Source organism: Pseudomonas sp. LY-1 (assembly GCF_053502595.1).
In genome coordinates, this window is sequence record NZ_CP094353.1 from 3,334,115 (window position 1) to 3,355,923 (window position 21,809).

At 62.4% G+C, this 21,809-nt stretch carries 16 protein-coding genes and 1 pseudogene; all 17 read right to left on the reverse strand.

Annotated features, from left to right (window positions below; translation table 11 throughout):
• On the reverse strand, positions 1-2,160 hold the full coding sequence (gene glgX / locus MOQ67_RS15195) for a glycogen debranching protein GlgX (protein ID WP_102617033.1): 2,160 nt from the start codon (positions 2,158-2,160) through the stop codon (positions 1-3).
• Positions 2,161-2,289: 129 nt separating this feature from the next.
• Positions 2,290-2,556 carry a DUF2934 domain-containing protein gene (locus MOQ67_RS15200; RefSeq protein WP_046383597.1) on the reverse strand — a complete coding sequence of 89 codons (267 nt, stop codon included), beginning with the start codon at positions 2,554-2,556 and terminating at the stop codon, positions 2,290-2,292.
• Between the two features lie 23 nt (positions 2,557-2,579).
• Positions 2,580-5,348: a malto-oligosyltrehalose synthase gene (locus MOQ67_RS15205; RefSeq protein ID WP_198717238.1), complete on the reverse strand. Its 2,769-nt coding sequence runs from the start codon at positions 5,346-5,348 to the stop codon at positions 2,580-2,582.
• Entirely contained in the window at positions 5,345-7,429 is a 2,085-nt protein-coding gene (gene malQ, locus MOQ67_RS15210; RefSeq protein ID WP_198717239.1) for a 4-alpha-glucanotransferase, read from the reverse strand. Before malQ ends, MOQ67_RS15205 begins: the two co-directional genes overlap by 4 nt.
• Positions 7,426-9,171, reverse strand: coding sequence for a malto-oligosyltrehalose trehalohydrolase (treZ, locus tag MOQ67_RS15215; protein ID WP_198717240.1), 1,746 nt, complete (start codon positions 9,169-9,171; stop codon positions 7,426-7,428). The genes malQ and treZ overlap by 4 nt, the downstream gene beginning before the upstream one ends.
• Positions 9,172-9,190: 19 nt before the next feature.
• Positions 9,191-10,747, reverse strand: a complete 1,557-nt coding sequence (gene glgA / locus MOQ67_RS15220) for a glycogen synthase GlgA (protein ID WP_198717241.1) — start codon at positions 10,745-10,747, stop codon at positions 9,191-9,193.
• 481 nt (positions 10,748-11,228) lie between these two features.
• Positions 11,229-12,182, reverse strand: a complete 954-nt coding sequence (locus tag MOQ67_RS15225) for a D-2-hydroxyacid dehydrogenase family protein (protein WP_198717242.1) — start codon at positions 12,180-12,182, stop codon at positions 11,229-11,231.
• 26 nt (positions 12,183-12,208) lie between these two features.
• Positions 12,209-13,222: an alpha/beta fold hydrolase gene (locus MOQ67_RS15230; protein WP_198717243.1), complete on the reverse strand. Its 1,014-nt coding sequence runs from the start codon at positions 13,220-13,222 to the stop codon at positions 12,209-12,211.
• A gap of 43 nt (positions 13,223-13,265) precedes the next feature.
• Positions 13,266-13,709 (reverse strand): YqaA family protein, encoded by a 444-nt coding sequence (locus tag MOQ67_RS15235; RefSeq protein WP_017846389.1) that lies wholly within the window; start codon positions 13,707-13,709, stop codon positions 13,266-13,268.
• A gap of 3 nt (positions 13,710-13,712) precedes the next feature.
• Complete coding sequence (locus MOQ67_RS15240; RefSeq protein WP_017846388.1) at positions 13,713-14,159, reverse strand: DUF411 domain-containing protein; 447 nt, start codon at positions 14,157-14,159, stop codon at positions 13,713-13,715.
• 107 nt (positions 14,160-14,266) lie between these two features.
• Entirely contained in the window at positions 14,267-15,520 is a 1,254-nt protein-coding gene (locus MOQ67_RS15245) for a ferredoxin reductase family protein (RefSeq protein WP_017846387.1), read from the reverse strand.
• Positions 15,521-15,671: 151 nt separating this feature from the next.
• Positions 15,672-16,997 carry an MFS transporter gene (locus tag MOQ67_RS15250; RefSeq protein ID WP_017846386.1) on the reverse strand — a complete coding sequence of 442 codons (1,326 nt, stop codon included), beginning with the start codon at positions 16,995-16,997 and terminating at the stop codon, positions 15,672-15,674.
• A gap of 82 nt (positions 16,998-17,079) precedes the next feature.
• Positions 17,080-18,273, reverse strand: coding sequence for an L-2-hydroxyglutarate oxidase (gene lhgO / locus MOQ67_RS15255; protein WP_017846385.1), 1,194 nt, complete (start codon positions 18,271-18,273; stop codon positions 17,080-17,082).
• A 112-nt stretch (positions 18,274-18,385) separates the two neighbouring features.
• Positions 18,386-19,096: a FadR/GntR family transcriptional regulator gene (locus MOQ67_RS15260; protein ID WP_017846384.1), complete on the reverse strand. Its 711-nt coding sequence runs from the start codon at positions 19,094-19,096 to the stop codon at positions 18,386-18,388.
• Positions 19,097-19,260: 164 nt separating this feature from the next.
• Entirely contained in the window at positions 19,261-19,722 is a 462-nt protein-coding gene (locus tag MOQ67_RS15265; RefSeq protein ID WP_017846383.1) for an SRPBCC family protein, read from the reverse strand.
• A 90-nt stretch (positions 19,723-19,812) separates the two neighbouring features.
• A pseudogene (locus tag MOQ67_RS15270) lies at positions 19,813-20,025 on the reverse strand (methyl-accepting chemotaxis protein); the annotation flags it as partial.
• Positions 20,026-20,047: 22 nt separating this feature from the next.
• Complete coding sequence (locus tag MOQ67_RS15275; protein ID WP_448675515.1) at positions 20,048-21,808, reverse strand: M91 family zinc metallopeptidase; 1,761 nt, start codon at positions 21,806-21,808, stop codon at positions 20,048-20,050.
• Position 21,809 lies beyond the last annotated feature (1 nt).

The window sequence follows — 21,809 nt, forward strand, 5'->3', positions numbered from 1 at the left end:
TCACACCTCTTCGTCGTGCTGCAGTTCAAACAGCAGCAGCGAGCGCCCGGTGACCGCGTACTCATGGTGGAAATCAAAGCGTTCCTGCCCGCGTATCGTCGTGTCATGGGTGTCGAGCATGCAGGTCCAGAACTGGCCTTCCGGCACGGGGGGCAGGCGGAAATTGACCAAGTCGTGATGGGCGTTGACCACCAGCAACAACGTGGCATCGCCACCCGGACGGCGAATCCCGGTCTCCTGGGCGCGGCCATCCATCAGCATGCCCAGGCAACGGCCGTGACTGTCTTCCCACTGTTCGGTGCTCATCTCGTTTCCATCCGGCGCGAGCCAGGTGACGTCCTTCACGCCGATGTCTTCGTTGTAGTCGCCCACCAGGAAGCGGCCACGGCGCAGGATCGGGTACGTCATGCGCAGTTTGATCACGCGCTTGACGAACTTGAGCAGCGCCTTGCCGTCATCGTCCAGCTCCCAGTTGACCCAGCCGATCTCGCTGTCCTGGCAGTAGGCGTTGTTGTTGCCGTGCTGGGTGCGCGCGAACTCATCCCCGGCCACCAGCATCGGCGTGCCTTGGGCGAGCAGCAGGGTGGCGAAGAAGTTGCGCATCTGGCGCAGGCGCAGGGCGTTGATTTCCGGGTCGTCGGTGGGGCCTTCGACGCCATGGTTCCAGGACAGGTTGTTGTTGCTGCCGTCCTGATTGTTTTCGTCGTTGGCTTCGTTGTGCTTGTCGTTGTACGACACCAGGTCATGCAGGGTGAAACCGTCGTGGGCGGTGATGAAGTTCACTGAGCTGTAAGGCCGGCGGCCACGGTGGTTGAACATCTCGCCGGATGCGGTCATACGCCCGGCGAAGTCCGCCAGCTGGCCGTCATCGCCTTTCCAGAAGGCGCGCACGGTGTCGCGGAAGCGGTCGTTCCATTCCACCCAGCCCGGCGGGAAGTTGCCCACCTGATAGCCGCCGGGGCCGCAGTCCCAGGGTTCGGCGATGAGTTTCAACTGGCGCAGCACCGGGTCTTGACGGCAGGCGACGAGGAAACTGTGGCGCTCGTCGAACCCGTCACGATAACGGCCGAGGATGGTTGCCAGGTCGAAGCGGAAACCGTCGACGTGCATCTCGGTGGCCCAGTAACGCAGGGAGTCAGTGACCATCTGCAGCACGCACGGGTGGCTCAGGTCGAGGGTGTTGCCGGTGCCGGAATCGTTGATATAGAAGCGCTTGTCGTCCGGCATCAGGCGGTAGTAGGAAGCGTTGTCGATGCCGCGCATGGACAGGGTCGGGCCGCGCTCGTTGCCTTCGGCGGTGTGGTTGTAGACCACGTCGAGAATCACTTCCAGCTTGGCTTCGTGCAGGTGCGCGACCATCTCCTTGAACTCGGCGATCTTGCCGCTGGCCAGGTAGCGCGGGTCCGGGGCGAAGAAGGCGATGCTGTTGTAGCCCCAGTAGTTGGTCATGCCTTTTTCCAGCAAATGCTGGTCGTTGACAAAGGCGTGTACCGGCAACAGTTCCACGGAAGAAATACCCAACTGGCGGATGTGCTTGAGCAGATCGTCTTCCATCAGCCCGGCGCAGGTGCCGCGCACGGCCTCGCCGACCGAGGGGTGACGCATGCTGATGCCGCGCAGGTGGGTTTCATAAATGATCGTGCGGTCCCATGGCACGCGCACCGGTTGGTCGTCGCCCCAGGTGTGCGCTGGGTCGATGACCTTGCACTTGGGCACGAAGGGCGCACTGTCGCGTTTGTCGAAACTGAGGTCGTCGTCGGGGTGGCCGATGGTATAGCCAAACAGCGCTTCGGACCATTTGAGCTCGCCCACCAGCTGTTTGGCGTAGGGGTCGATCAGCAATTTGTGGTGGTTGAAACGGTGGCCGTTGGCCGGGTCATACGCGCCGTACACACGGTAGCCGTAAATCAGCCCGGGGTGGGCGTCGGGCAAGTAGCCGTGGAAGATTTCATCGGTGTATTCGGGAAGTTCGATACGTTCCAGCTCGACCACGCCAGCGTCGTCGAACAGGCATAACTCGACTTTGGTAGCGTTGGCCGAGAACAGGGCAAAGTTGACACCCAGGCCGTCCCAGGTCGCCCCCAGGGGGAAGGGCAAACCTTCGCGAATCCGCGATGGTTCGTGGGCCGGGGGGGCCTGTTTTTTATCGGCTTTGCTCATTGTGTTGCTCCTGCATGGGTCTTTTTTCGGGCCGAACGTAGCCCTGCTGACGAGGGGTCAGCTAATAATCGGGCAAGTGGCTGACCTCCGGCCGGGGTTGCCGGCCGGAGGTTCATGACGGCACAGGGCTTACGGCTTGGGCTTTTTTGTGGCCGCCGGCTTTTTAGCCGCCGGCGTGGCCGGTTTGCCTGCGGCCGCTGCCGGCTTGGCTTTCGCCGCCGGCTTGGGCGCGGTTTTCGGTTTGGCGGCGGGTTTGGGCTTGCTGGGCGTCAGCGCTTCGGCTTCTGCCAACTTGCGGGCCATTTCCCAATGGCGCGCATCCTGACCTTGCGGCTTGCCCTCCGACTCCCAGATCTGATACGCGAATTCGCGAACACGTTTGTCTTCAGTACTCATCACAATGTTCCTCGCAGAAAATTTCAGCTTGATTGATCATCAGGATCGATAAAGACGTTGACCGGGAAATCCCCCAGCGCAGTGCTGATCAACAGCTCCTTGTCTGGTGTGACTGCGCGTGTATGAAAAAGTCCCTTCCAGTTTTCGGTTGGCGCGGCGAACGGTAATTTCACTCGGGTATCGCCCCAAACCCGCGCATTGACCTGGGGATGCACACCGTTTTCCAGCAGGCGATAGGGCCAGCGCGGCACCACCACCAGTGCGCGTTTGCCCTGGTATTCGCGGCAGAACGCGACCACGTGCTCGGCGTGTCGACCGACCACGTCCAGGGGCGTGTAGCTGCCCCGATGGAACAGTTCAGGATGGGCCTTGCGCAAGGCCAGCACCTGGGCGATCAAGGCTTGTTTGATACGCCCGTCCCGCCAGTTGAACAACAGCTTGCCGATGTCCGGTGGGGTAGCCAGCGCGTGCTGCCGTGCGTTGAAATCCACCGGGCGGCGGTTGTCCGGGTCGACCAGGCTGAAGTCCCAGAACTCATTGCCCTGGTACAGGTCCGGCACACCCGGCACTGTGACTCGAAGCAAGGATTGCGCCAGCCCATTGAGCGCGCCAGCGGGGGCAATCGCTTGGGCGGCGGCGCCGATGGCGGTGCGCAGTGCGCGGCCTGCGTCGCTGAGCAGCAGGCGCGTGAGAAACGTTTCCACGCCCTGTTCGTAAGCCTCGTTGGGCGCGCTCCAACTGCTCTGCAACTTGGCTTCGCGCAGGGCCTTTTGTTGCCATTGCCAGAGGCGTTGTTGATAGGCTTCGAGTGCCGGCCGGTCGTCCAGGTGCAGGTCCAGCGGCCAACTGCCGAGCAGTACCTGATAGAGGATCAACTCATCGCCTGCCGATGGGCAACTGGCGTCGTTGCGCAGCGGCGCGGCGAGGCGGCGCCAATGCGTCACCTGTTCGGCATACCACCCTGCGCACTCACTCAACACGGCGAGGCGGGCGCGGCTGTCTTCACCGCGTTTGTGGTCGTGGGTGGCGGTGGCCAGCAGGTTATCGGGGAACGCCTGCAAGCGCTGCTGATTGGCCGCGTGAAAATCGGCCAGCGGTGCGCTGAACTGTTCGGTACTGAAGCCCACGTCGTTGCGCGACAGCAACACCGCCGAGCGATAGAACGCGGTGTCTTCCACGGCTTTGGCGGCGGCCGGCGAGGTCAATTGCTGGAAGCGCACGCAGGCGTGCTTGAGCAGCTTGCGCTCGCGGCCGAGCGGGCGATTGCGCCACGGTTGGCCGCCCAACCATTTTTCCAGGTTGTCCAGCACCGGCCAGTCGCCTTCGCTCAAGGTGCTGCGCGCGCCCGCCAGGGCTTGCAGGAAAAACGTGTCGTCGCGTTCGCTGCGGCCACAGGCGCTGATGTAGGTGCGGTACACCGGGAAATGCACGATCAGTTCCTGCAGGGCGCGGCGGATCGCGCCGAGGGTCAGGTCGCGGCTCATCACGTCGTCGCGGGCCACTTGCAGCAGGGCCTGGGCCACGCTTTCGAAGTCGCCGGCGAGGGAGCCGTTGAGGATCTGCCGGCGCGCCAGCCAGGCTTCTTCGATAAAGGCCGACGGCCGTTCGCTGTGCCGGGTCCACAGCTCGGCCAGCGTTGCGAAGCCTTGCGGGCGGTGTTGCAGCAGCGACAGTTGGTTCATGAATTCGTAGCCGGTGGTGCCGTCCACCTGCCAGTCCTCGCGCAGGGTTTCGCCTTCGCCGAGGATTTTTTCGACGAAAATCGGCAGGTGACGCTCGGGCGACAGCGTATCGACCCGCCGCCGCAGCTTGCGGCAATACCCGCGTGGGTCGGCCAGCCCGTCGATATGGTCGATGCGCAGGCCATCGACCAGCCCCTGGCTGATCAACTCGAAGATCTTGCCGTGGGTGGCTTCGAACACGGCACTGCGTTCTACGCGCAGGCCGCCCAGATCGTTGACATCGAAGAAGCGCCGCCAGTTGATATCGTCCGCCGCGGTGCGCCAACTGGCCAGGCGATAGGCCTGTTGCTCCAACAGCCCGTGCAGGCGCTGGAACCCGTCGGGCTGGCGTGCGTCGAAGGTGCCCAGCCGCTGTTCGATGGCCTGCCGCACGGCGTTGTCGGTGGCGCGTTCGGCCAGGGCTTGTTTGAGCCAGGCCGCTTCGGCGTAGGCATCGCTCTGGTAGGCGAGGGTGCTGAAGCGGTCGGCGAGGGGCTTGAGCAGTTCATCGGCGCCCAGAATCGTCGCGTAATCTTGTGGGCAGATCGGGAAGCGGTGTTCGTAGTGCTCGACGGAAAAACTGCCGTGCGCGGCGTCGAAGTGCAGGGTCAACGTGCCGGCTTGCAGGGCTTCGCCGTAGTCGCAGCCGAGGAACGGCATGAGCAATTGGCCCTTGAGCAGCGGGTCGGGCGAGTGCCATTGAATGTCGAAAAATTCGCAGTAGGGACTCAACCGGCCCCACTCCAGCAGGTCCAGCCACCAGGGGTTGTCGGCGCCGCCCACGGCCATGTGGTTGGACACGATATCGAGGATCAGCCCCATGTCGTGTTGGCGCAGGGCGGCCACCAGGCGGCGCAACGCCGCTTCGCCGCCCAGCTCCGGGTTGACGGTGGTGGGGTCGACCACGTCATAGCCATGCATGGAACCTGCGCGGGCACTGAGCAGCGGTGAGGCATACAAATGGCTGACGCCCAGCCGGGCAAAGTACGGCACCAGAGCCACCGCGTCATCAAGGGTGAACCCTTTATGAAACTGCAGGCGCTGGGTAGCGCGCAGGGGCAGAGCCTTCATCGGTCACGCTCATGGGCTTGATTGCGCGCCACCGCCAGCAGTTCCAGGCGGCGCGCGGCCCCCGCGTTGTCGAGCAGGCTCGCCGCCTCACCCGGCAGGCGGCGGCGCCAATTGGGGTGGGTGTCGACGGTGCCGGGCAGGTTGGCTTGTTCTTCGAGGCCCAAGGCATCTTCCAGCGGCAGCAGCACCAGCGGCGCGCGGGTGTGGCCGAGGTAGCGCACGCTGGCGTCGATCATGTGGTCGGTTTCATTGCGCACTTCATCGACGAAGTTCTGCGGGTCCTGGCTCAAGGCCTGGCGCAGTGCCTGGCGTTCGCGCAGGCGGTGTTCGCGCCATTGCTCCGTGGTGGGCGCATCGATCAGGCCGAGCTGGACGTTCCAGTCGATGTCGCGGCTGTGCCACCAGCCATTGAGGGTTGGCAGGTCGTGGGTGCTGGTGGTGGCCAGGGCGTTGTCCGGCCAGTCGAGGATCGGCTTGAATTGGCCATCATGACCTTGTTCGAACAGCAGCACGCGCATGCCCAGAATCGAGCGGCCGATGAGTTTGTCGCGCAGGCCGTCGGGCACGGTGCCGAGGTCTTCGCCGAGGACGATGGCCTGGTGGCGGTGCGATTCCAGCGCCAGCAGACGCAACAGATCGTCCACCGGGTAATACAGGTAGGCGCCGTCCTGGGGCGAGGCATCCATGGGCATCACCCACAGGCGTTGCAGGCCCATCACATGGTCGATACGCAAGCCGCCGGCATGGGCGAAATTGGCCCGCAGCATCTCGATAAACGCACGGAAGCCATGGCGCTTGAGGCCTTCCGGGGCGAAGGCGGAGATGCCCCAGCCCTGGCCGGCGCGGTTGAGAATGTCCGGCGGCGCGCCGACTGTCAGGCCGGCGAGCAATTCGTCCTGGCGGCTCCAGGCCTGGCTGCCGCCACCGTCGGCGCCGACGGCCAGGTCGGCGATCAGGCCGATGCTCATGCCACTGCCTCGGGCGGCTTGTTGGGCGCGTTCCAGGCAGCGCGCGATCAGCCATTGGCCGAAGGCGTAGAAGCCGATGTCCTCGCGGTTTTCCTCTGCGAAGCGCAGGAGTGCCGGGCTTTGCGGGCTGCGCCATTGCTCTGGCCAATGGCGCCAGTCGAGGTCTTCGCCAGCGGCGGCACGCGCGGCCTGGACCGCTTCGAAACGGCAGTGGTTCTCCAGGGCTTCACCGCCCGCCTGGCGGAAACTGAGGAAGTCGGCGTGTTGCGGGTGTTGACCGTGGCGGAAGTCGTCGTACAGGGCACGCAACAGGCGGTGTTTGGCCTTGGCCGCGGTGGGCCAGTCGATCAGGGTGTGTTGTTCGAGGGTGTGCAGCTCGTCGGCCAGACCGCAGGCCTCGATGGCATTGCGCACCTGGCGCTCACCCAGGATGCAGCCGGGCGATGCGTACAGGCTATTGAGAAACAGTCGGCTCGACGGCGAGTATGGGCTGTAGCGCTCGGGGTCGGCGCTGAACATCGCGTGCATCGGGCTGATCGCCAGGGCGTCGGCCCCGCGTTCGGCGGCCGAGCGGGCCAGGTGTTCCAGCGCCAGGGTGTCGCCGAACCCGCCGTCGCCGAGGCGGCGCAGGGCGTACAACTGGGCGCTCAGGCCCCAGGCACGTGGGGTTTGACTGTCGACGGCATCGGCGACGCTGTAGCAGTGGCGAGGGGCCACGGCCAGGGTGAAGGCCTGGTCGGCGATATGCACTTGGTGGTAGCCGAGGGCGATCACGCCGGGCAGAACCGCGTTGCCGTCGAGGCGTAATTCGAGGACTTCGCCCTCCTCGAGGCTGACCCGGCAGACGGTGTCGGGCGCGAAGTAGCGCGCCAGGTCCAGGCCTTCGCCGCTGTCGACGGTGAGCAAGGGCGGCAGGTGTTTGTCCTGTTGCACTTGCTCCAGGTCTCGCAGGCTGGCGTCGATCTCGGCATCGCTGTCGGCCGGGTGGCCCAGGCCTTTGAGGACGGCGCGCAGGGCGTCCGGTTTGACACGTTGCGGGCGGCCGTTTGCGTCGATCCAATCGACCGCCAGGCCCGCTCGGCCGGCGAGGATTTCCAGGTTCGCTTCGCTCAAGGGTGCTCTCCAACAGGGGATAGGGTAACGCGTGCGCTGAAGGGCGCCAGGTGCGCGTGGTCATGCGCTGGCGTTTGGAACAGCACATGCTGCGCAGCGGGGTGAGCCAGGGCCGTGGCACTCAGGTTCAGGTCGATCTGTAACAGGCTGCCGTTGCCCAGGCGCCAACGCGCACTGACAGCGCGGTCTGCCAGCACCTGCGCACCGAGGGCCACGCTGCCGGGCAGGTGCGGCACGATATGCTGGTGGCGCAGGCGCAGCAGGTGGCGATAGAACTCGGTGTGTTCGTTGGCGGCGAATGACGGCGCCGATTGCTCGAAGGTCGGCAGCGCGTTGGGATCGGGAATCCGCTCGCGCCGCTCGGGGTCGTGGAACGCGGCGAAATCGGCGAATTCATTGCGACGTCCTTCGCGTACCGCTTCAGCCAGTTCGCCATGGTGGTCAGTGAAAAACAGAAACGGCTCGCTGGCGTTGACTTCATCGCCCATGAACAGCAACGGGATCATCGGCGACATCAGTAGCAAGGTGGTCGCCGCCTTCAGCGCCTGGGGCGAACACAGTTGGTGCAGGCGTTCGCCGAGGGCGCGGTTGCCGATCTGGTCGTGGTTCTGCAAGAACGCCACGAAGGCGGTGGGCGGCAAGCCGCTGCTGGGTTCGCCGCGTGCATGCCCGTGGCGCGTGGTGTGGCCCTGGTAGACAAAACCGTCGCTGAGGCAACGTGCGAGTTTGGCGGTAGGCGCTTGGGCAAAGTCGCTGTAGTAGGCATCGGTTTCGCCGGTCAGCAGCACATGCAATACGTTGTGGAAGTCGTCGTTCCATTGCGCATCGAAATCGTGTTTCAGCAGGCTGGCCTGGTTCAGTTCGTTTTCCAGCACCAGCCAAACATGACGGCCGATGTCGACCTGCTGGCGCACCCGGTGCGCCAGTTCCCGCAGGAAACCGGGGTTGTCGATGGCGTGTACCGCGTCCAGGCGCAGGCCGTCGAAGCGGTAGTCGAGCAGCCACATCAGGGCGTTGTCCAGAAAGAAGTCCCGCACTTCACGCCGCGCGAAGTCGATGCCGGCGCCCCATGGCGTATGCACATCTTGCTGGAAGAAGTCTTTGGCGTACTGGCCCAGGTAGTTGCCATCGGGGCCGAAGTGGTTGTAGACCACGTCGAGCAAGACCGCGAGCCCGTGTTCATGAGCGCTGTCGATCAGATGCTTGAGCTGTTCGGGGCTGCCGTAGGCGGCGTGCGGCGCGTAGGGCAGCACGCCGTCGTAGCCCCAATTGCGCTCGCCGGGAAATTGCGCCAGGGGCATCAACTCAATCGCGGTAACGCCCAGTTCGGCCAGGCGTGGCAGGTGCTGCTCGACGGCTGCGAAGCCGCCCAGCGCGCCGACATGCAGTTCGTAGATCACCGCTTCATGCCAGGGGCGGCCCTGCCATGGGTGGTGTCGCCATTCATAGGCGAGCGGGTCGACCACCAGGCTCCAGCCATGCACGTCCGAGGCCTGGGCCCTGGATGCGGGATCGGGGACATCCATTTCCCCATCGATGTTGTAGCGGTAGCGCGTGCCTGCGGGGCACTTTATCTCCGTTTCGAACCAGCCATTTGCCTGGGGCAGCATGGCGACCGAGCGGCCATCTTGCAATTCAACGCTGACATAAAACGCGTCTGGCGCCCACAAGGCGAAACGCGTGTGTTGCGCGTCCAGCATGATTGCGCCGTGGGGCCAGGTTTCCAGAGTCCGTAACGGCATCTATGAAGACCTCCCTTGATTATTTAGTCGATTTCCCCAGCGCCTTGGCCACCAGTTGTTCATACAGTTCGGCATAGGGTTCGACCGCCTGGCACCAGTTGAACGGTTGGGTCATCGCCCGGCAGCGCATGGCGTTGAGCAGGCCTGGGTAGGCGAACACTTTGAACGCACGGTTCAGGGCTTCGCGGTAGCTGTCCACGGTGGACTCGTTGAACAGAAACCCGGTGACGCCGTCTTCGATGGTGTCCGCCAGGCCGCCGGTGTTGCGCGCCACCGGCAGCGAGCCGAAGCGCTGCGCGTACATCTGGCTCAAGCCGCACGGTTCATAGCGCGACGGCATCAGCAGGAAGTCGCTGCCGGCAAACATGCGGCGGGCGTCGGTTTCGTTGAAGCCGATGCGTACACCGACCTGGCCCGGGAAGCGCAGCGCCAGTTCGCGCATGGCCTGTTCTTCTTCCGGCTCGCCACGACCGATGATCGCGATCTGGCCGCCGTTCTCGACGATAAAGCTGGCGACCGCTTCGGTCAGGTCCAGGCCTTTTTGATAGACCAGCCGCGAGACCACGGCGAACAGCGGCCCGGTGGACTCATGCAGGCCAAACAGGTTGCGCACGTGGGCGGCGTTGACCGCCTTGCCTTCCCAATCGCCGATATTGAAGTTGTGGGTCAGGTGCGTGTCGGTGGAGGCTTCCCAGCTTTCATCGATGCCGTTGGGAATGCCGCTGAGCAAGCCTTGCTGGGTCTTGCTGGCGAGGAAGCCGTCCAGGCCGCAGCCGAATTCCGGGGTGGTGATTTCCTGGGCGTAGGTGGCGCTCACGGTGGTGATGTGGCTGGAGTAGGCCATCCCCGCCTTGAGGAACGACATCTTGCCGTAGAACTCCATGCCTTCCTGTTGCAGCGCATGGGGCGGAATGCCCAGCTCCGGCGTGGAGGCCAGGCTGACCACGCCCTGGTACGCCAGGTTGTGGATGGTGAACAGGGTCGGTGTGCGTGACCCACGCCAGTGCATATAGGCGGGGGCCAGGCCGGCGGGCCAGTCGTGGGCATGCACCAGGTCCGGGCACCAGTGGATCTGGGCGAGGTTGGCGGCCATGTCGGCAGCGGCCAGGCCCAGGCGCGCGAAGCGGATGTGGTTGTCCGGCCAGTCGCGGCCGTTGTTGGCGCCATAGGGCGTGCCTTCGCGCTCGTACAGTTCGGGGCAGATCAGTACGTAGATAACCAGGCCATCCTTGAGGTCCATGCGCCCGATCTTGCATGGCGGCAGCGCGGCGTGGCCACCCAGTTCGCCGATGATATGGATCGGGTTGTCGCTTTCCATCACTTGCGGGTAACCGGGGATCAGCACACGCACATCGTGCAAGTGCCCCATGGCGCGGGGCAGGGCGGCGGAAACATCGCCTAGGCCGCCGGTCTTGACCAGGTCGGCAAATTCGGAAGTGACGAACAAGACTTTCTTTCGATTGGGGTTATGACTCACGACCGGCCGCACAGCATTGGGCAGATCGACCAACGATGTTGGCCCCCCTGCCGATTTACTAAAACGCTCTCCCTGAGTTTCTACTGCGGCACTGATCATAGTTCTCTCCCACATGTTGGTTGGCTGGTGGCCCGCTGCCACTAGCTCCGAAGACCGCTTCCTGCGGCCAGACGCACAAGCGCTATACAAACTGGCAAGGCTTGTGCCAGTTGCACGGTTAGCTGAAATAGATTGGATGGACGGGCATTCGGTCTGAACCGCTTATGCACGCCTTACCCTAAACCTGACCTACGGCAGAGTTTGAAAGTTTCGATTTTTTGCGGGGCTTTTGTTTTTGAACGGACCCATCGAGCTTGAGTCTAGGACAAATCCTAAAGACTGTAGGGTTTATGTGGAAATTTTGTAGGACAAAAAAACTTGTAACGATATGCGACGTTGGAACACGGTGTGGGCGCCTGGCGATCCGCGGACAGTGCGTAGCGAGGGCGCTCGGTCCGGTTGGTGGGCTGGCGCCCCGCTTCAGGGGCGTTTCGGGAGCAGGCGCCTCGTCACAGCAGTGCGCGTGCGCTGAATTGGTGCGTCAGCCGAGCACGCGAATGGGCGTGCCCGCGGCCCAAGCCTGGATATCGGCAATCATCTGCTGATAGAACTGCCGGTAATTCTGCTCGCTGACATACCCGACGTGGGGAGTGGCCAGCACGTTAGGCAAACGGCGCAACGGATGATCGACCGGCAGTGGCTCTTCGGCATACACATCCAGCGCTGCTCCCGCCAGGCGGCCGTTGCTCAAGGCATCCAGCAACGCCGGTTCGTCCACGATCGGCCCGCGTGCCGTATTGACCAGGCGTGCCGTCGGCTTCATCCAGCCGAGCGCCTCGGCATCCACCAGCCCACGGCTACGCTCGCTGAGGACCAGGTGGATGGTGAGAATATCGGCCTGTGCGAACAAGTCGCGCTTGCTGACCCACGTCACCCCGGATTCCGCCGCGCGTTGCGGTGTAAGGTTTTCACTCCAGGCAATCACCCGCATCCCGAACACTTGGGCAAATTGCGCGACCTTCTGGCCAATGCTGCCCAGCCCCAGGATTCCCAGGGTCTGGCCATGCAGGTCGCCGCCCAGGCCCACCTGCCAGTGACCGGCGCGCAGGGAATTGGCTTCGGCCAGCAGGTTGCGCGTGGACGCCATGATCAACGCCCACGTCAGCTCCGGTGCGGCGTGTTTATAGCTGTCGGTGCCGCACACCTGGATACCCAGGGCTTTGGCGGCGGCAAGGTCGATGGCGGCGTTGCGCATGCCACCGGTCACCAGCAGCTTGAGGTTGGGCAGGCCTTGCAGCAACGGGCTATCGAAGGTCGAACGTTCGCGCATCACGCAGATCACGTCGAAGCCTTTCAGGCGCTCGACCATCGTGGCGGTGTCCGCCGGGTAATCATGCAGAAAATGCACTTGGCCGAGCGCCGCCAGGGCTGACCAGTCCACCACATCACGGGCGACGTCCTGCCAATCATCAATGACTGCGATCTGTAGCGACATACGCGGGCGCCTCTTATAACGTTGGATTAAAGGTGGTCGAGCCCCTGCAGCAAGGCCTTGTGGAACTGCGCCGGTTCTTCCATCTGCGGTGCGTGGCCCAGGCCGGGGAATTCCACCAGGGTGGCGCGGGGGATCAACTTGGCTACCTGTTTGCCCAGCACCGCGTAGTGCCCGATCTTTGCCTTTACCGCCGGCGGCGCGAGGTCTTTGCCGATGGCGGTGGTGTCGCTGGTGCCGATCAGCAGCAGCGTGGGCACCTGCAGGTCCTTGAACTCGTAGTACACCGGCTGGGTGAAGATCATGTCGTAAATCAGCGCCGAGTTCCATGCCACCTGGGTGTGGCCGGGGCCTTTGTTCATGCCGGCGAGCATCTGTACCCAGCGCTCGTATTCGGGCTTCCAGTGGCCGGCGTAGTAGGTGTCGCGCTCGTAGCTGCGGATGCCGTCGGCGCTCACCTGCAATTCGCGTTCGTACCATTGGTCGACGCTGCGATAAGGCACGCCGAGGGCTTTCCAGTCTTCCAGGCCGATCGGGTTGACCAGCGCCAGTTGCTCGGTTTGCTCTGGGTACAGCAGCGCGTAGCGGGTGGCGAGCATGCCGCCGGTGGAGTGGCCGAGCAGGGTGACCTTCTGAATGCCGAGTTTTTCCAGCAGTTGGTGGGTATTGATCGCCAGTTGCTGGAAGCTGTACTGGTAGCTGTCGGGCTTGCTCGAGGTGCAGAAGCCGATCTGGTCGGGTGCGATCACGCGGTAACCGGCGTCGCTCAGCGCCTTGATCGAACCCTCCCATGTGGCGCCGCAGAAGTTCTTGCCGTGCAGCAGCACCACGCTGCGACCGTTGGCGGTGCCGCTGGCCGGGATGTCCATGTAGCCCATGTGCAGGGATTTGCCCTGGGACTGAAAACGGAAGTGTTGAACCGGATAAGGGTATTGGAAACCCTGCAGTTCAGGCCCGTAGCTGGGGCCTTCGGTGGCGGCGAATGCGGGCGCTGCGCCGGCGGCGAGCAGGCCGGCAAGGCAAAAGGTGCGCAGTAGAGGCATGACGGGGCTCCGAGTGGGGAGCTCGGATGCTGTTTGCAGGCGATTAAGTGGGGATTAACACCCAGTGCAGGGTCAGCGCGGCCAGCACGCCATAACGCACGCCCTTGGCCAGGGTCACCAGCAGCAAAAAGCGCCACAGCGGTTCGCGCATCACCCCGGCGATCAAGGTCAGCGGGTCGCCGATGATCGGCACCCAACTGAGCAATAACGTCCAATGCCCCCAGCGTTCGTAGTGGCGGCGCGCCTTGTCGAGTTGCCGGGCGTTGACCGGAAACCAGCGGCGCGCCTTGAAGTGCTCGATCGAGCGCCCCAGCAGCCAATTGACCAGCGAGCCGAGCACGTTGCCCAGCGTCGCGATGCCCAGCAGCCACCACAGGCTGTAATGCCCGCTGAGCAGCAGACCCACCAGCACGGCTTCCGATTGCAAGGGCAGGAGGGTGGCGGCGCCGAATGCCGCAAAAAACAGCCCCAGGTAACCCGTCAGCATCGATCAGTGTGCCGGGTAGTCGGCCACCACCACATCTTTACCGTCGCGGGTCAGGCCGATGACTTGGTAGGCGTCGCCGTGGCCGTCCATTTCCATGCCGGGCGAACCCATGGGCATGCCCGGCGCGGCGATACCGAGCAGATCATCGCGCTTGCGCAGCGCCAACACGTGCTCGGCGGGTACGTGACCTTCGACGAACTTGCCGTCGATCACGGCGGTATGGCACGAGCCCAGGCGCGGCGCGACGCCGAGGCGTTGTTTGACCGCGCTCATATCGGTCTCAACGTGATCATTGACCTTGAAACCGTGGCTTTCCAGATGGCGGATCCATTGTTTGCAGCAGCCGCAGTTGGCGTCGCGGTGTACGTCGATGGGGATCAGCTCGGCCGCCTGGGCCAGGCCGGTGGTCAACAGGGCTGAAAGCAGGGCCAGTCGCAATGGGGTTTTCATGGGGCGTCTCGCAAGTCAGAGAAGGTTGTGGGATGGGCGCTATCATGCCAGTTTACGTCCACCGCCAAACCCCCTTCAGGTGCTGGGTTGACCTGCGTCCTGTGGTTTCAGCGAAACTCGAACCGTTCGCTGTGCAGGTTGGCCGGTGGAATCCGGTGGGCGTTCATCAGCTCGCGAACCTTGACCAGCAAACCTTTGGGGCCGCAGAAGCTGATATGCACTTTGTCAGGGTCGGTCTCGGCCACGGCTTGGCGCAGGGTGTCGGCCAAGCGTTCGAGGCCGCCGGCATTACTGACGAATTGCGCACCCCGTAAGCGGGCCATGGTCTGCACCTGTTCGGCCGGCGGGAAGGCGCGCGCGGGCGTGAAGCAATAGACCAGCGTGGCTTTGTCGAAGTCTTTGGCGGCAGGGTCTTGCAGCCAGGAAATAAACGGCGAAATACCCACGCCGGCGCCGATCCAGATTTCCCGTTCGGCCTGCACAGCACGCTTGAAGCGCCCGTAAGGCGCATACAGATCGGCGCGCATGCCGACCTTGGCGCAGTCTGCCAGGGCGTTGGTGTAATCCCCCAACCCTCTGATCATGAACGCAATCTGCCCGTTTTCACGGTTGGCGCTGGCGATCGTGAAGGGGTGCGGCTCGCGCAACCCTTTGACCTGCATGGCCAGGAACGCGAATTGCCCGGCCTTGAAGTCAAACCCGTTGTGAATTGGCGCCAGTGTCAAATGCAACGCGCCGTTGGCGCGGTTGACGGCCGTCACCCGGTATTCGCCGGCACGCCCAACCCAGGGGTAAAGCACCAGTTTATAGAGGGCTCCGATGACGCCCAGGCTGCAGCACAAGGTCAACCAGACGCCCGATGGCGCGGTCAGGGTGATCGGCGATTTGAAACTCAGCCCGTGCAGGATCACGATCAGGAACAGCGGGCCAGACAACTTGTGCCACCAGCGCCAGACGTTGTAAGGAATGTTGCGGTTCAACGCCAACAGCACGATCAGGCCCAGCGCCACGTAGCTCAGTTGACGGACGAGGCGCGTCCAGTATTTGGGCAGCTCCAGGATGGGCACGCTGTTCCACACATCCAGGTTAGCTTTGAACACAAAGTGATACGTGGCGAACACCAGCGCCCAGATGCCCAACCACTTGTGTGCTTCATAGACGCGATCCAGGCCGCCAAACACGTTCTCCACCACCGACCAGCGACTGGCCAGTACGCAGGACGCCGCCATGTACACCAGCGCGCAAGTGCCGAGCAGCAAACTGAGGGTCGCTGAGGTCAGCCACGTCTTGACCGGTATATCCATGAGTAACGTCAACGTCGTGATCAGGAAGAGGACGACGAGGCAGTGACGGGTTTTCAACGGGTGCTCCTAGGGTTTCTTCGGGGGAGTGAATACTCATCTCACATTTTTAGGTTACCCGGTTACGTGAAGAGCGGCCTTGACGTCGGTCATGCGCAAGGGCTCAGGCCATGGCCTGGCCCCCGCGCTGAAGCCGACCGAGGTTTTTCGCTCAGTTCTTGAAGGTCGAGTGTTTACGGCCCTGGTCGCACAGGGCGAACACCACCACCAGCAGTGCCGCGATCGCGAGGATAATCACCACCCCGCCTGTGGCGTGGGTCGGCGACGCGGCCACCAGGGACAAGGCTCCCAGCGGTGCCAGGCCGCCGGCGATAGCGGTGCCGATTTCGCGGCCGGTGCCGAAGCCCGAGGAGCGCGTCTGGGTCGGGAATTGACGGCTTAAGAACGAGCCCTGGGGCGCGAACATCATGGGAGCGAGCAGGCCGGTGCCGACGCCGATGGCAATGTAGATCATCAGGCTGTCGCCAGTGTCGAGCAGGGCCAGGAACGGGTAGGCAAACAACAGCGAGCAGACGCCGCCGAGTACCAGCACTTTTTTGCTGCTCCATTTGTCGCACAGCCAGCCGAAGCACGGCACCGCGACGATGGCGATAAGGCTGGCAATGGTCACCGACAGCGACGTGACGTGTACATCGACGCCTTTGAATTGAGTCAGGTAGGCCAGGGAAAACGTCTTGAAGATATAGCTCAGGGCGTTGTAGCCAATGGCTACGAAGAACACCACCGCCAACCCCTTGAGATCGTTCTTGAACAGCGCTTTGAGCGGCGAAGGCTTGGCGACCTTGGGTGCCTGGCTCAGCTCCTTGAACTCCGGGGTTTCCGGAATGCTGTTGCGCACCCACAGGCCGACGCCCACCAACGCGATACTGCAGATGAACGGGATACGCCAGCCGCCTGCCAGCATGAAGTCGTTGCCATTGATGGTCAGCAGGTACACGGTCAATGACGACAGGAGCAGGCCCAGGTTCAGGCCCAACGCCGGCCAGGCGCCCTGGCTACCGCGCTTGCCTTCCGACGCGTGCTCGTAGGAAGTGACCGCCGCGCCCGATAACTCGGCCCCGGCGCCCAGGCCCTGGATGATCCTGATGAACACCAGGATGATCGGCGCCCAGATGCCGATGGAGGCATAGCTGGGGATCAGGCCGATCAGCGTGGTACACACGCCCATCATGCAGAAGGTCAATACCAGCACCTGTTTGCGGCCGAACTTGTCGCCCAGGTAGCCGAACAGAATGCCGCCGAACGGTCGGGCGATAAAGCCGATGGCGAAGGTGGAAAAGGCCATGAGCGAGGCGGCTTTCGGGTCACTGTTGTCGAAGAAGATCTTCGAGAACACGATGGCCGCCATGGTGGCGTACAGGTAAAAGTCGTACCACTCCAGCATCGATCCGAAGATCGTAGCGGCGGCGACTTTGCGCAGGCGTTTTTTGCTTTGTGCCGGCGTTTCCGGGGCAGCGGTATGCGGTGTTGCCGTCATTCTGTACTTCCTTCTGAGTCATTATATTTATTGTCAAAGTGACGCTTGTGGCGATGGCCCGGGAAGGGCCGGGGATGCGGTGTCAGCCGGGTGTGAACATGCGATCGGCGATCATTTCGCCGATGGGAATCGCCGAGGTGGCGGCGGGTGAGGGCGCGTTGCAGACATGGAGCATGCGGGGCGTCTGGGCGAACAGAAAGTCGTGGACCAGGCTGCCGTCGCGCATCACGGCCTGGGCGCGGATGCCTGCTTCGTAGGGCAGCAGATCTTCGCGGTTCAACGACGGGCAGTACTTGCGGCATTGCTCCAGGTAGCCGGACTTGAACAGTGAGTTTTTCATCTCGACGCTGCCTGAACCCAGGTTCTGCCAGAGGGTTTTCCAGAAACCGGGGAAGCTGGCGTACTGCGCCACGTCGCGCCAGTTGATCGAGAACTTGCGGTAGTTCTCCCGGCCCAGGCCCAGCACGGCGTTGGGGCCGACCGTGATGCTGCCGTCGATCATCCGCGTCAGGTGTACGCCGAGGAACGGCAGTTCCGGGTCCGGAATCGGATAGATCAGGTGGTTGACGAGGTTGTTCTTCGAGGCCGGCAGGCGGAAGTATTCGCCGCGAAAGGGAATGATCTGGTGGTCGATCTTGACTCCGGCCATCGTCGCCAGCCGATCCGACTGCAGGCCGGCGCAGACCACCAGGTGCCTGGCTTGCCAGGCTTCGCCGCGGGTGTTGACGGTGACCTTGTCGGTGTCTTCCGAAATGGCGGTGACGGTGCGCTCCAGGCAGATCTCACCGCCTTGTCGGCGAATTACCTGGGCCATGGTTTCGCAGACTTCGCGGTAATCGACAATGCCGGTCGCATCGAGAAACAAGCCGCCCAGACCGATGATGTTGGGCTCGCGCTGGCGCAGTTGGTCGGCGTCCAGGCGTTCGACCTTCAGCTCATTCAACTGCGAGCGCGCATAAAGTGCCTCCATGCGCTGCATTTCCAGGGGCGTGGAGGCCACCAGCAACTTGCCGCACACCTCGAACTTGATCCCGTGTTCGCGGCAAAACCGTTTGGTGGCCTCGGCGCCGCGTTTGCACAGATCGGCCTTGAGGCTGCCGGGGGCGTAGTAGATGCCGGCGTGAATTACTCCGCTGTTATGCCCGGTCTGGTGCTTGGCCAGCGAGGCTTCTTTTTCCAGGATCACCAGTGAGGCGTTGGGCTGGCGTTTGAGCAGCTCCATCGCAGTGGCCAGGCCGACGATGCCACCGCCGATGATGCAGAAGTCGTAAATCATGGTTTGGAGTACCTAAGGGTTGCACATTTCAGTCTGCTTATCAGGTTGTCAGACTAATGTTTTTGTTAAAAAAATGGCGTGCCTGAGGCACGCTGCACAAAGCTTGGATCATTCAATTCGTGGCAGGCAGCTCAAGTTGCAGGCGTTTGGCCGCTGCGCGCAGGTGCGCTTCGGCATTGGCTGCGGCCGCTTGGGCATCACCGTCGGCGATGGCCTGGTAAAGCGCCTGGTGTTCCTGGGTGGCGTCGGCCGAGCCACTGGCAAAACGCGACGCCGAGTTTTCCCAGGCGGTTTTGCGCGCACTGGCCAACTGGCTGCGCAGAAAGTCGTGGAAGGCGACAAAGTAGTCATTCTTGCTGGCTTCGGCGATGGCGCGATGAAACTCGACATCGGCGAGGGCGGCGGCCTCGAAGTCGGCGCGCTGGTCGTGCATTTCCTGCAGCGCCTTCTGCATGCGCTGCAGGTCGTCGGCATCACGGCGTTGGGCGGCGATCGAGGCGGCCTGGGTTTCGATCCACAGGCGCACTTCGAACATCTGCGCCAGGTCCGGACGACGACCGTTTTTTTCCGGGAAGCGAAACACCGTACCCGCAGGGGTTTGCGAGATAAATGAGCCCAGGCCACGCTTGGCTGTCAGCACACCGTCGGCCTTGAGTTGGGCAATCGCTTCGCGCACCACTGAGCGGCTGACGTTCAGTTGTTCAGCCAGTTGCTGTTCAGTGGGCAAACGCGACTCGGGCGCCAATTGGCCAGAATCGATTTCGGCGCGGATGGCGCTGACAACCCGTACAACGAGCGAGTCAGGGCGCTGGAGCTCAAGCATGGAAAAAACCTTGGTAGTCAGGTTGTCAGACAATAGAGGTTACGCTTTTGCCTTGTCAAGATGTTGCCGGAGATGTTTGCAGGCTGTCCGGTCGTTGGGTCGATAGGCTTGCCGTCGAGACTAAGGCGCATCGCGGCCGTGCGGAAGCTCGACGGTATGTTGGCTTATTCGACGAAGGCGGGGTTTTCCAAGCGTTGCTTGAGCTGGTCCAGCGCAACCGTGGACAGCTCCACCATGCGCTCGTGCAAGCCGGCCAGTTGCAGTTCGGTTTCGTAGGTCAACACGCGCTTGAACAGCGTGCCGTCACGACAGGCGTGCAGGCTGTAGTGAATCGAGCCGTCGACGGCCAGGGAGGTGAATACCGCCTTGAATTCTTCCGGCGGCCGGGCGATCTGCACGCGGTAACTCATTGGCACCCGCACGCCCAGCAGGTCGATCACCTCGGTAAAGCGCGTGCCGGCGGAGAGTGAACCGGTGGTGCCGGTGTCGGCACTGAGGGAGGTCGGGTGCCATTCGTGCCAGCGATCGGGCTGGGTTACATAGTTGTAGACAGCCTCGATAGGCGCTTGGATAAAGCGTTCCTGACTGATCCGCTCCAGGCGGACCGACTGCTCGACAGCGCGCATGGAACACCTCCTGTGTGGTGAAACTCTGCACCCGGAGCTGTCAGGATAGACCCACTCCCATGCATTGCACGGGAGTGTCTCATTAATTTATCACTGCACCTTGAAGCGGCTCATCAGCGCGATCACCCAGGCATTAGCGTTGAGCAGGCTTTGCGTATTGGTTTCAGTGGCATGGCCGCTTTGCACCCGCTCTTCGACCATATGTCGGATATGGACCATGCTGCGGTTGATCCACTCGGTCACAGCGCTTTGCTGCTCGGCAGCCGTGGCGTTCTGGGTGCTGAGGTTGTTGATATGGCTGACCGGCTGGCGTGTGAAGGGTGTACTAGAGACCGTCCCCCTGAGCACTGAGATCAAATCGGTAACTTTTCCTAAGCGGTTTACCCATTTCTTCGGTCAAACCGTTCTCAGTGAAGGGTTTTGGATTAATGGTGCTTGGTGGCGTGGCGGGGTCGTTATCGAGGTCAAAAGGTTCTGCATCGCTGGGCAGGCCAACGACTTGGTGTTCTAAATGCGGGACGACGTCCGTTCTGCCTGATTCCCGACGTTGGGTACTCTCACCCGCCAGGAACGTGCCGGTGGCGCCATTGTAGGCATGCCCAATCTCGTGAAGGAGGCCGGTTACGGGAAACCCTGTATAGGTACCGTCAGCTCGCTCCCGGGTAGACTGGGGGTCATAAAAAATGTAGGCACTATTGGCGCCCAAACCGGCCACACCATTTTGGATGATTCCCTGCTCCGATGGGGTGAGAGCTTCGTATGCCTCAGGTGTCAGCTCGTCCTGATCAGTTCTCCCGAAAACGTATGACGTGTTGCCCGAGTCACCTCGTTCGATGGTGACTTTGCCGCCGTTCAGCACGGCGAGTTCATCCATTTTGGCAAGGGTCTGTTGGCCTAGCGGCGAACTGCGCAGGAATTCGAGGTCGTCGGTTACCCGTTGTTTGAACTCCAGGTGCCCGTCTTTCACGATGAACGCCTGCTCGCCAGCGTTGCTGGGTTTCACCTCGGTGAAAGCCGAGCCTTGGGTACGGTCGAAATGATCACTGGCGTTGGCGTAGATACGGTCCTTGCGCTGATTATTCAAAATGGTGTCGTCGCCTTTCCCTGTATAGAAGGTGGTACGGTCGCGCCCTATAAGAAGATCATCGTCATTGCCGCCATGTGAAACCGTATGCCCGCTGCCTGAGACGAGTACATCTTCGTTGTCGCCACCGTCCAGATAACTCTGCTTGGTGGTGGGACCGTCGCCGGCAATGAGCAGGTCCATACCCTTATTGCCATACATCACGGCATGGCCGCTTCCCCCAAGGATGGTGTCGTCGCCGTCATTGCCCTCGGCATAGCCGAGACCACTGCCCAGTTGCAGGAAGTCCTTGCCGTTCCCGCCATAGAGTCTGCTCCGGCCGCCGCCTGCCCGGATGTAGTCGTTGCCATCGCCCCCTTCAACGTCAACACGAAGCTTGACGTCATCGTCGATTATTACCGTGTCATCGCCCCCTTGGGTCTCGATCCAGAGGTGCTGCTCCGGGCCCTGTTTTTCTTTGATGTCGAAAAAATAGGGCTTGTCGTTGATCAGGATTTGCAGCTTGTCGCCGGGCCAACTGCGTACATGGATACGGTCCGAATGGTTACCGCTTTCCACGAAAAGCCAACTGCTCTTAATCTCCGGTTTTTCGGGGTCCGATGTATTCCAGTCAATGAGTCGACTGATTGTCACGTCGCCGTCAGTGTGCAGCGGGTGTTTTCTGAGGTTGTTGCCGTCTGGCGTCAGATCGGATGGGGGATCGTAAGGCGAGGGTTTATCGCGAGGGGCAGGTTGTGGCGTGTGGGTATGAGTGGCTGCGAAATAAACGAGAGGAAATAGCATCGGCGGGGCCTTCACATTCAATGAGGTGAGCATCTGATTGCGCATCAGGGCTGCCCATTCCGTGGTGGGTTGGCTGAAAGTGTTCCGCAGGATGGCGAGAAGCTTGGTGCAAAATGTTTCGTGCCGGCGGTGATCGGCGGGCCAAACGCGCCCTTTGAAGGCAGGTGGATAAGCGACGGCTTGAGCGGTCTCGCTCTGCGCAGGGAGAGCGAGACGCACG

Excerpts from the sequence above, each read along its gene's own strand:
- glgX (WP_102617033.1), bottom strand. The coding sequence starts at position 2,160 with ATGAGCAAAGCCGATAAAAAACAGGCCCCCCCGGCCCACGAACCATCG.
- MOQ67_RS15200 (WP_046383597.1), bottom strand. The coding sequence starts at position 2,556 with ATGAGTACTGAAGACAAACGTGTTCGCGAATTCGCGTATCAGATCTGG.
- MOQ67_RS15205 (WP_198717238.1), bottom strand. The coding sequence starts at position 5,348 with ATGAAGGCTCTGCCCCTGCGCGCTACCCAGCGCCTGCAGTTTCATAAA.
- treZ (WP_198717240.1), bottom strand. The coding sequence starts at position 9,171 with ATGCCGTTACGGACTCTGGAAACCTGGCCCCACGGCGCAATCATGCTG.
- glgA (WP_198717241.1), bottom strand. The coding sequence starts at position 10,747 with ATGATCAGTGCCGCAGTAGAAACTCAGGGAGAGCGTTTTAGTAAATCG.
- MOQ67_RS15225 (WP_198717242.1), bottom strand. The coding sequence starts at position 12,182 with ATGTCGCTACAGATCGCAGTCATTGATGATTGGCAGGACGTCGCCCGT.
- MOQ67_RS15230 (WP_198717243.1), bottom strand. The coding sequence starts at position 13,222 with ATGCCTCTACTGCGCACCTTTTGCCTTGCCGGCCTGCTCGCCGCCGGC.
- MOQ67_RS15235 (WP_017846389.1), bottom strand. The coding sequence starts at position 13,709 with ATGCTGACGGGTTACCTGGGGCTGTTTTTTGCGGCATTCGGCGCCGCC.
- MOQ67_RS15240 (WP_017846388.1), bottom strand. The coding sequence starts at position 14,159 with ATGAAAACCCCATTGCGACTGGCCCTGCTTTCAGCCCTGTTGACCACC.
- MOQ67_RS15250 (WP_017846386.1), bottom strand. The coding sequence starts at position 16,997 with ATGACGGCAACACCGCATACCGCTGCCCCGGAAACGCCGGCACAAAGC.
- lhgO (WP_017846385.1), bottom strand. The coding sequence starts at position 18,273 with ATGATTTACGACTTCTGCATCATCGGCGGTGGCATCGTCGGCCTGGCC.
- MOQ67_RS15260 (WP_017846384.1), bottom strand. The coding sequence starts at position 19,096 with ATGCTTGAGCTCCAGCGCCCTGACTCGCTCGTTGTACGGGTTGTCAGC.
- MOQ67_RS15265 (WP_017846383.1), bottom strand. The coding sequence starts at position 19,722 with ATGCGCGCTGTCGAGCAGTCGGTCCGCCTGGAGCGGATCAGTCAGGAA.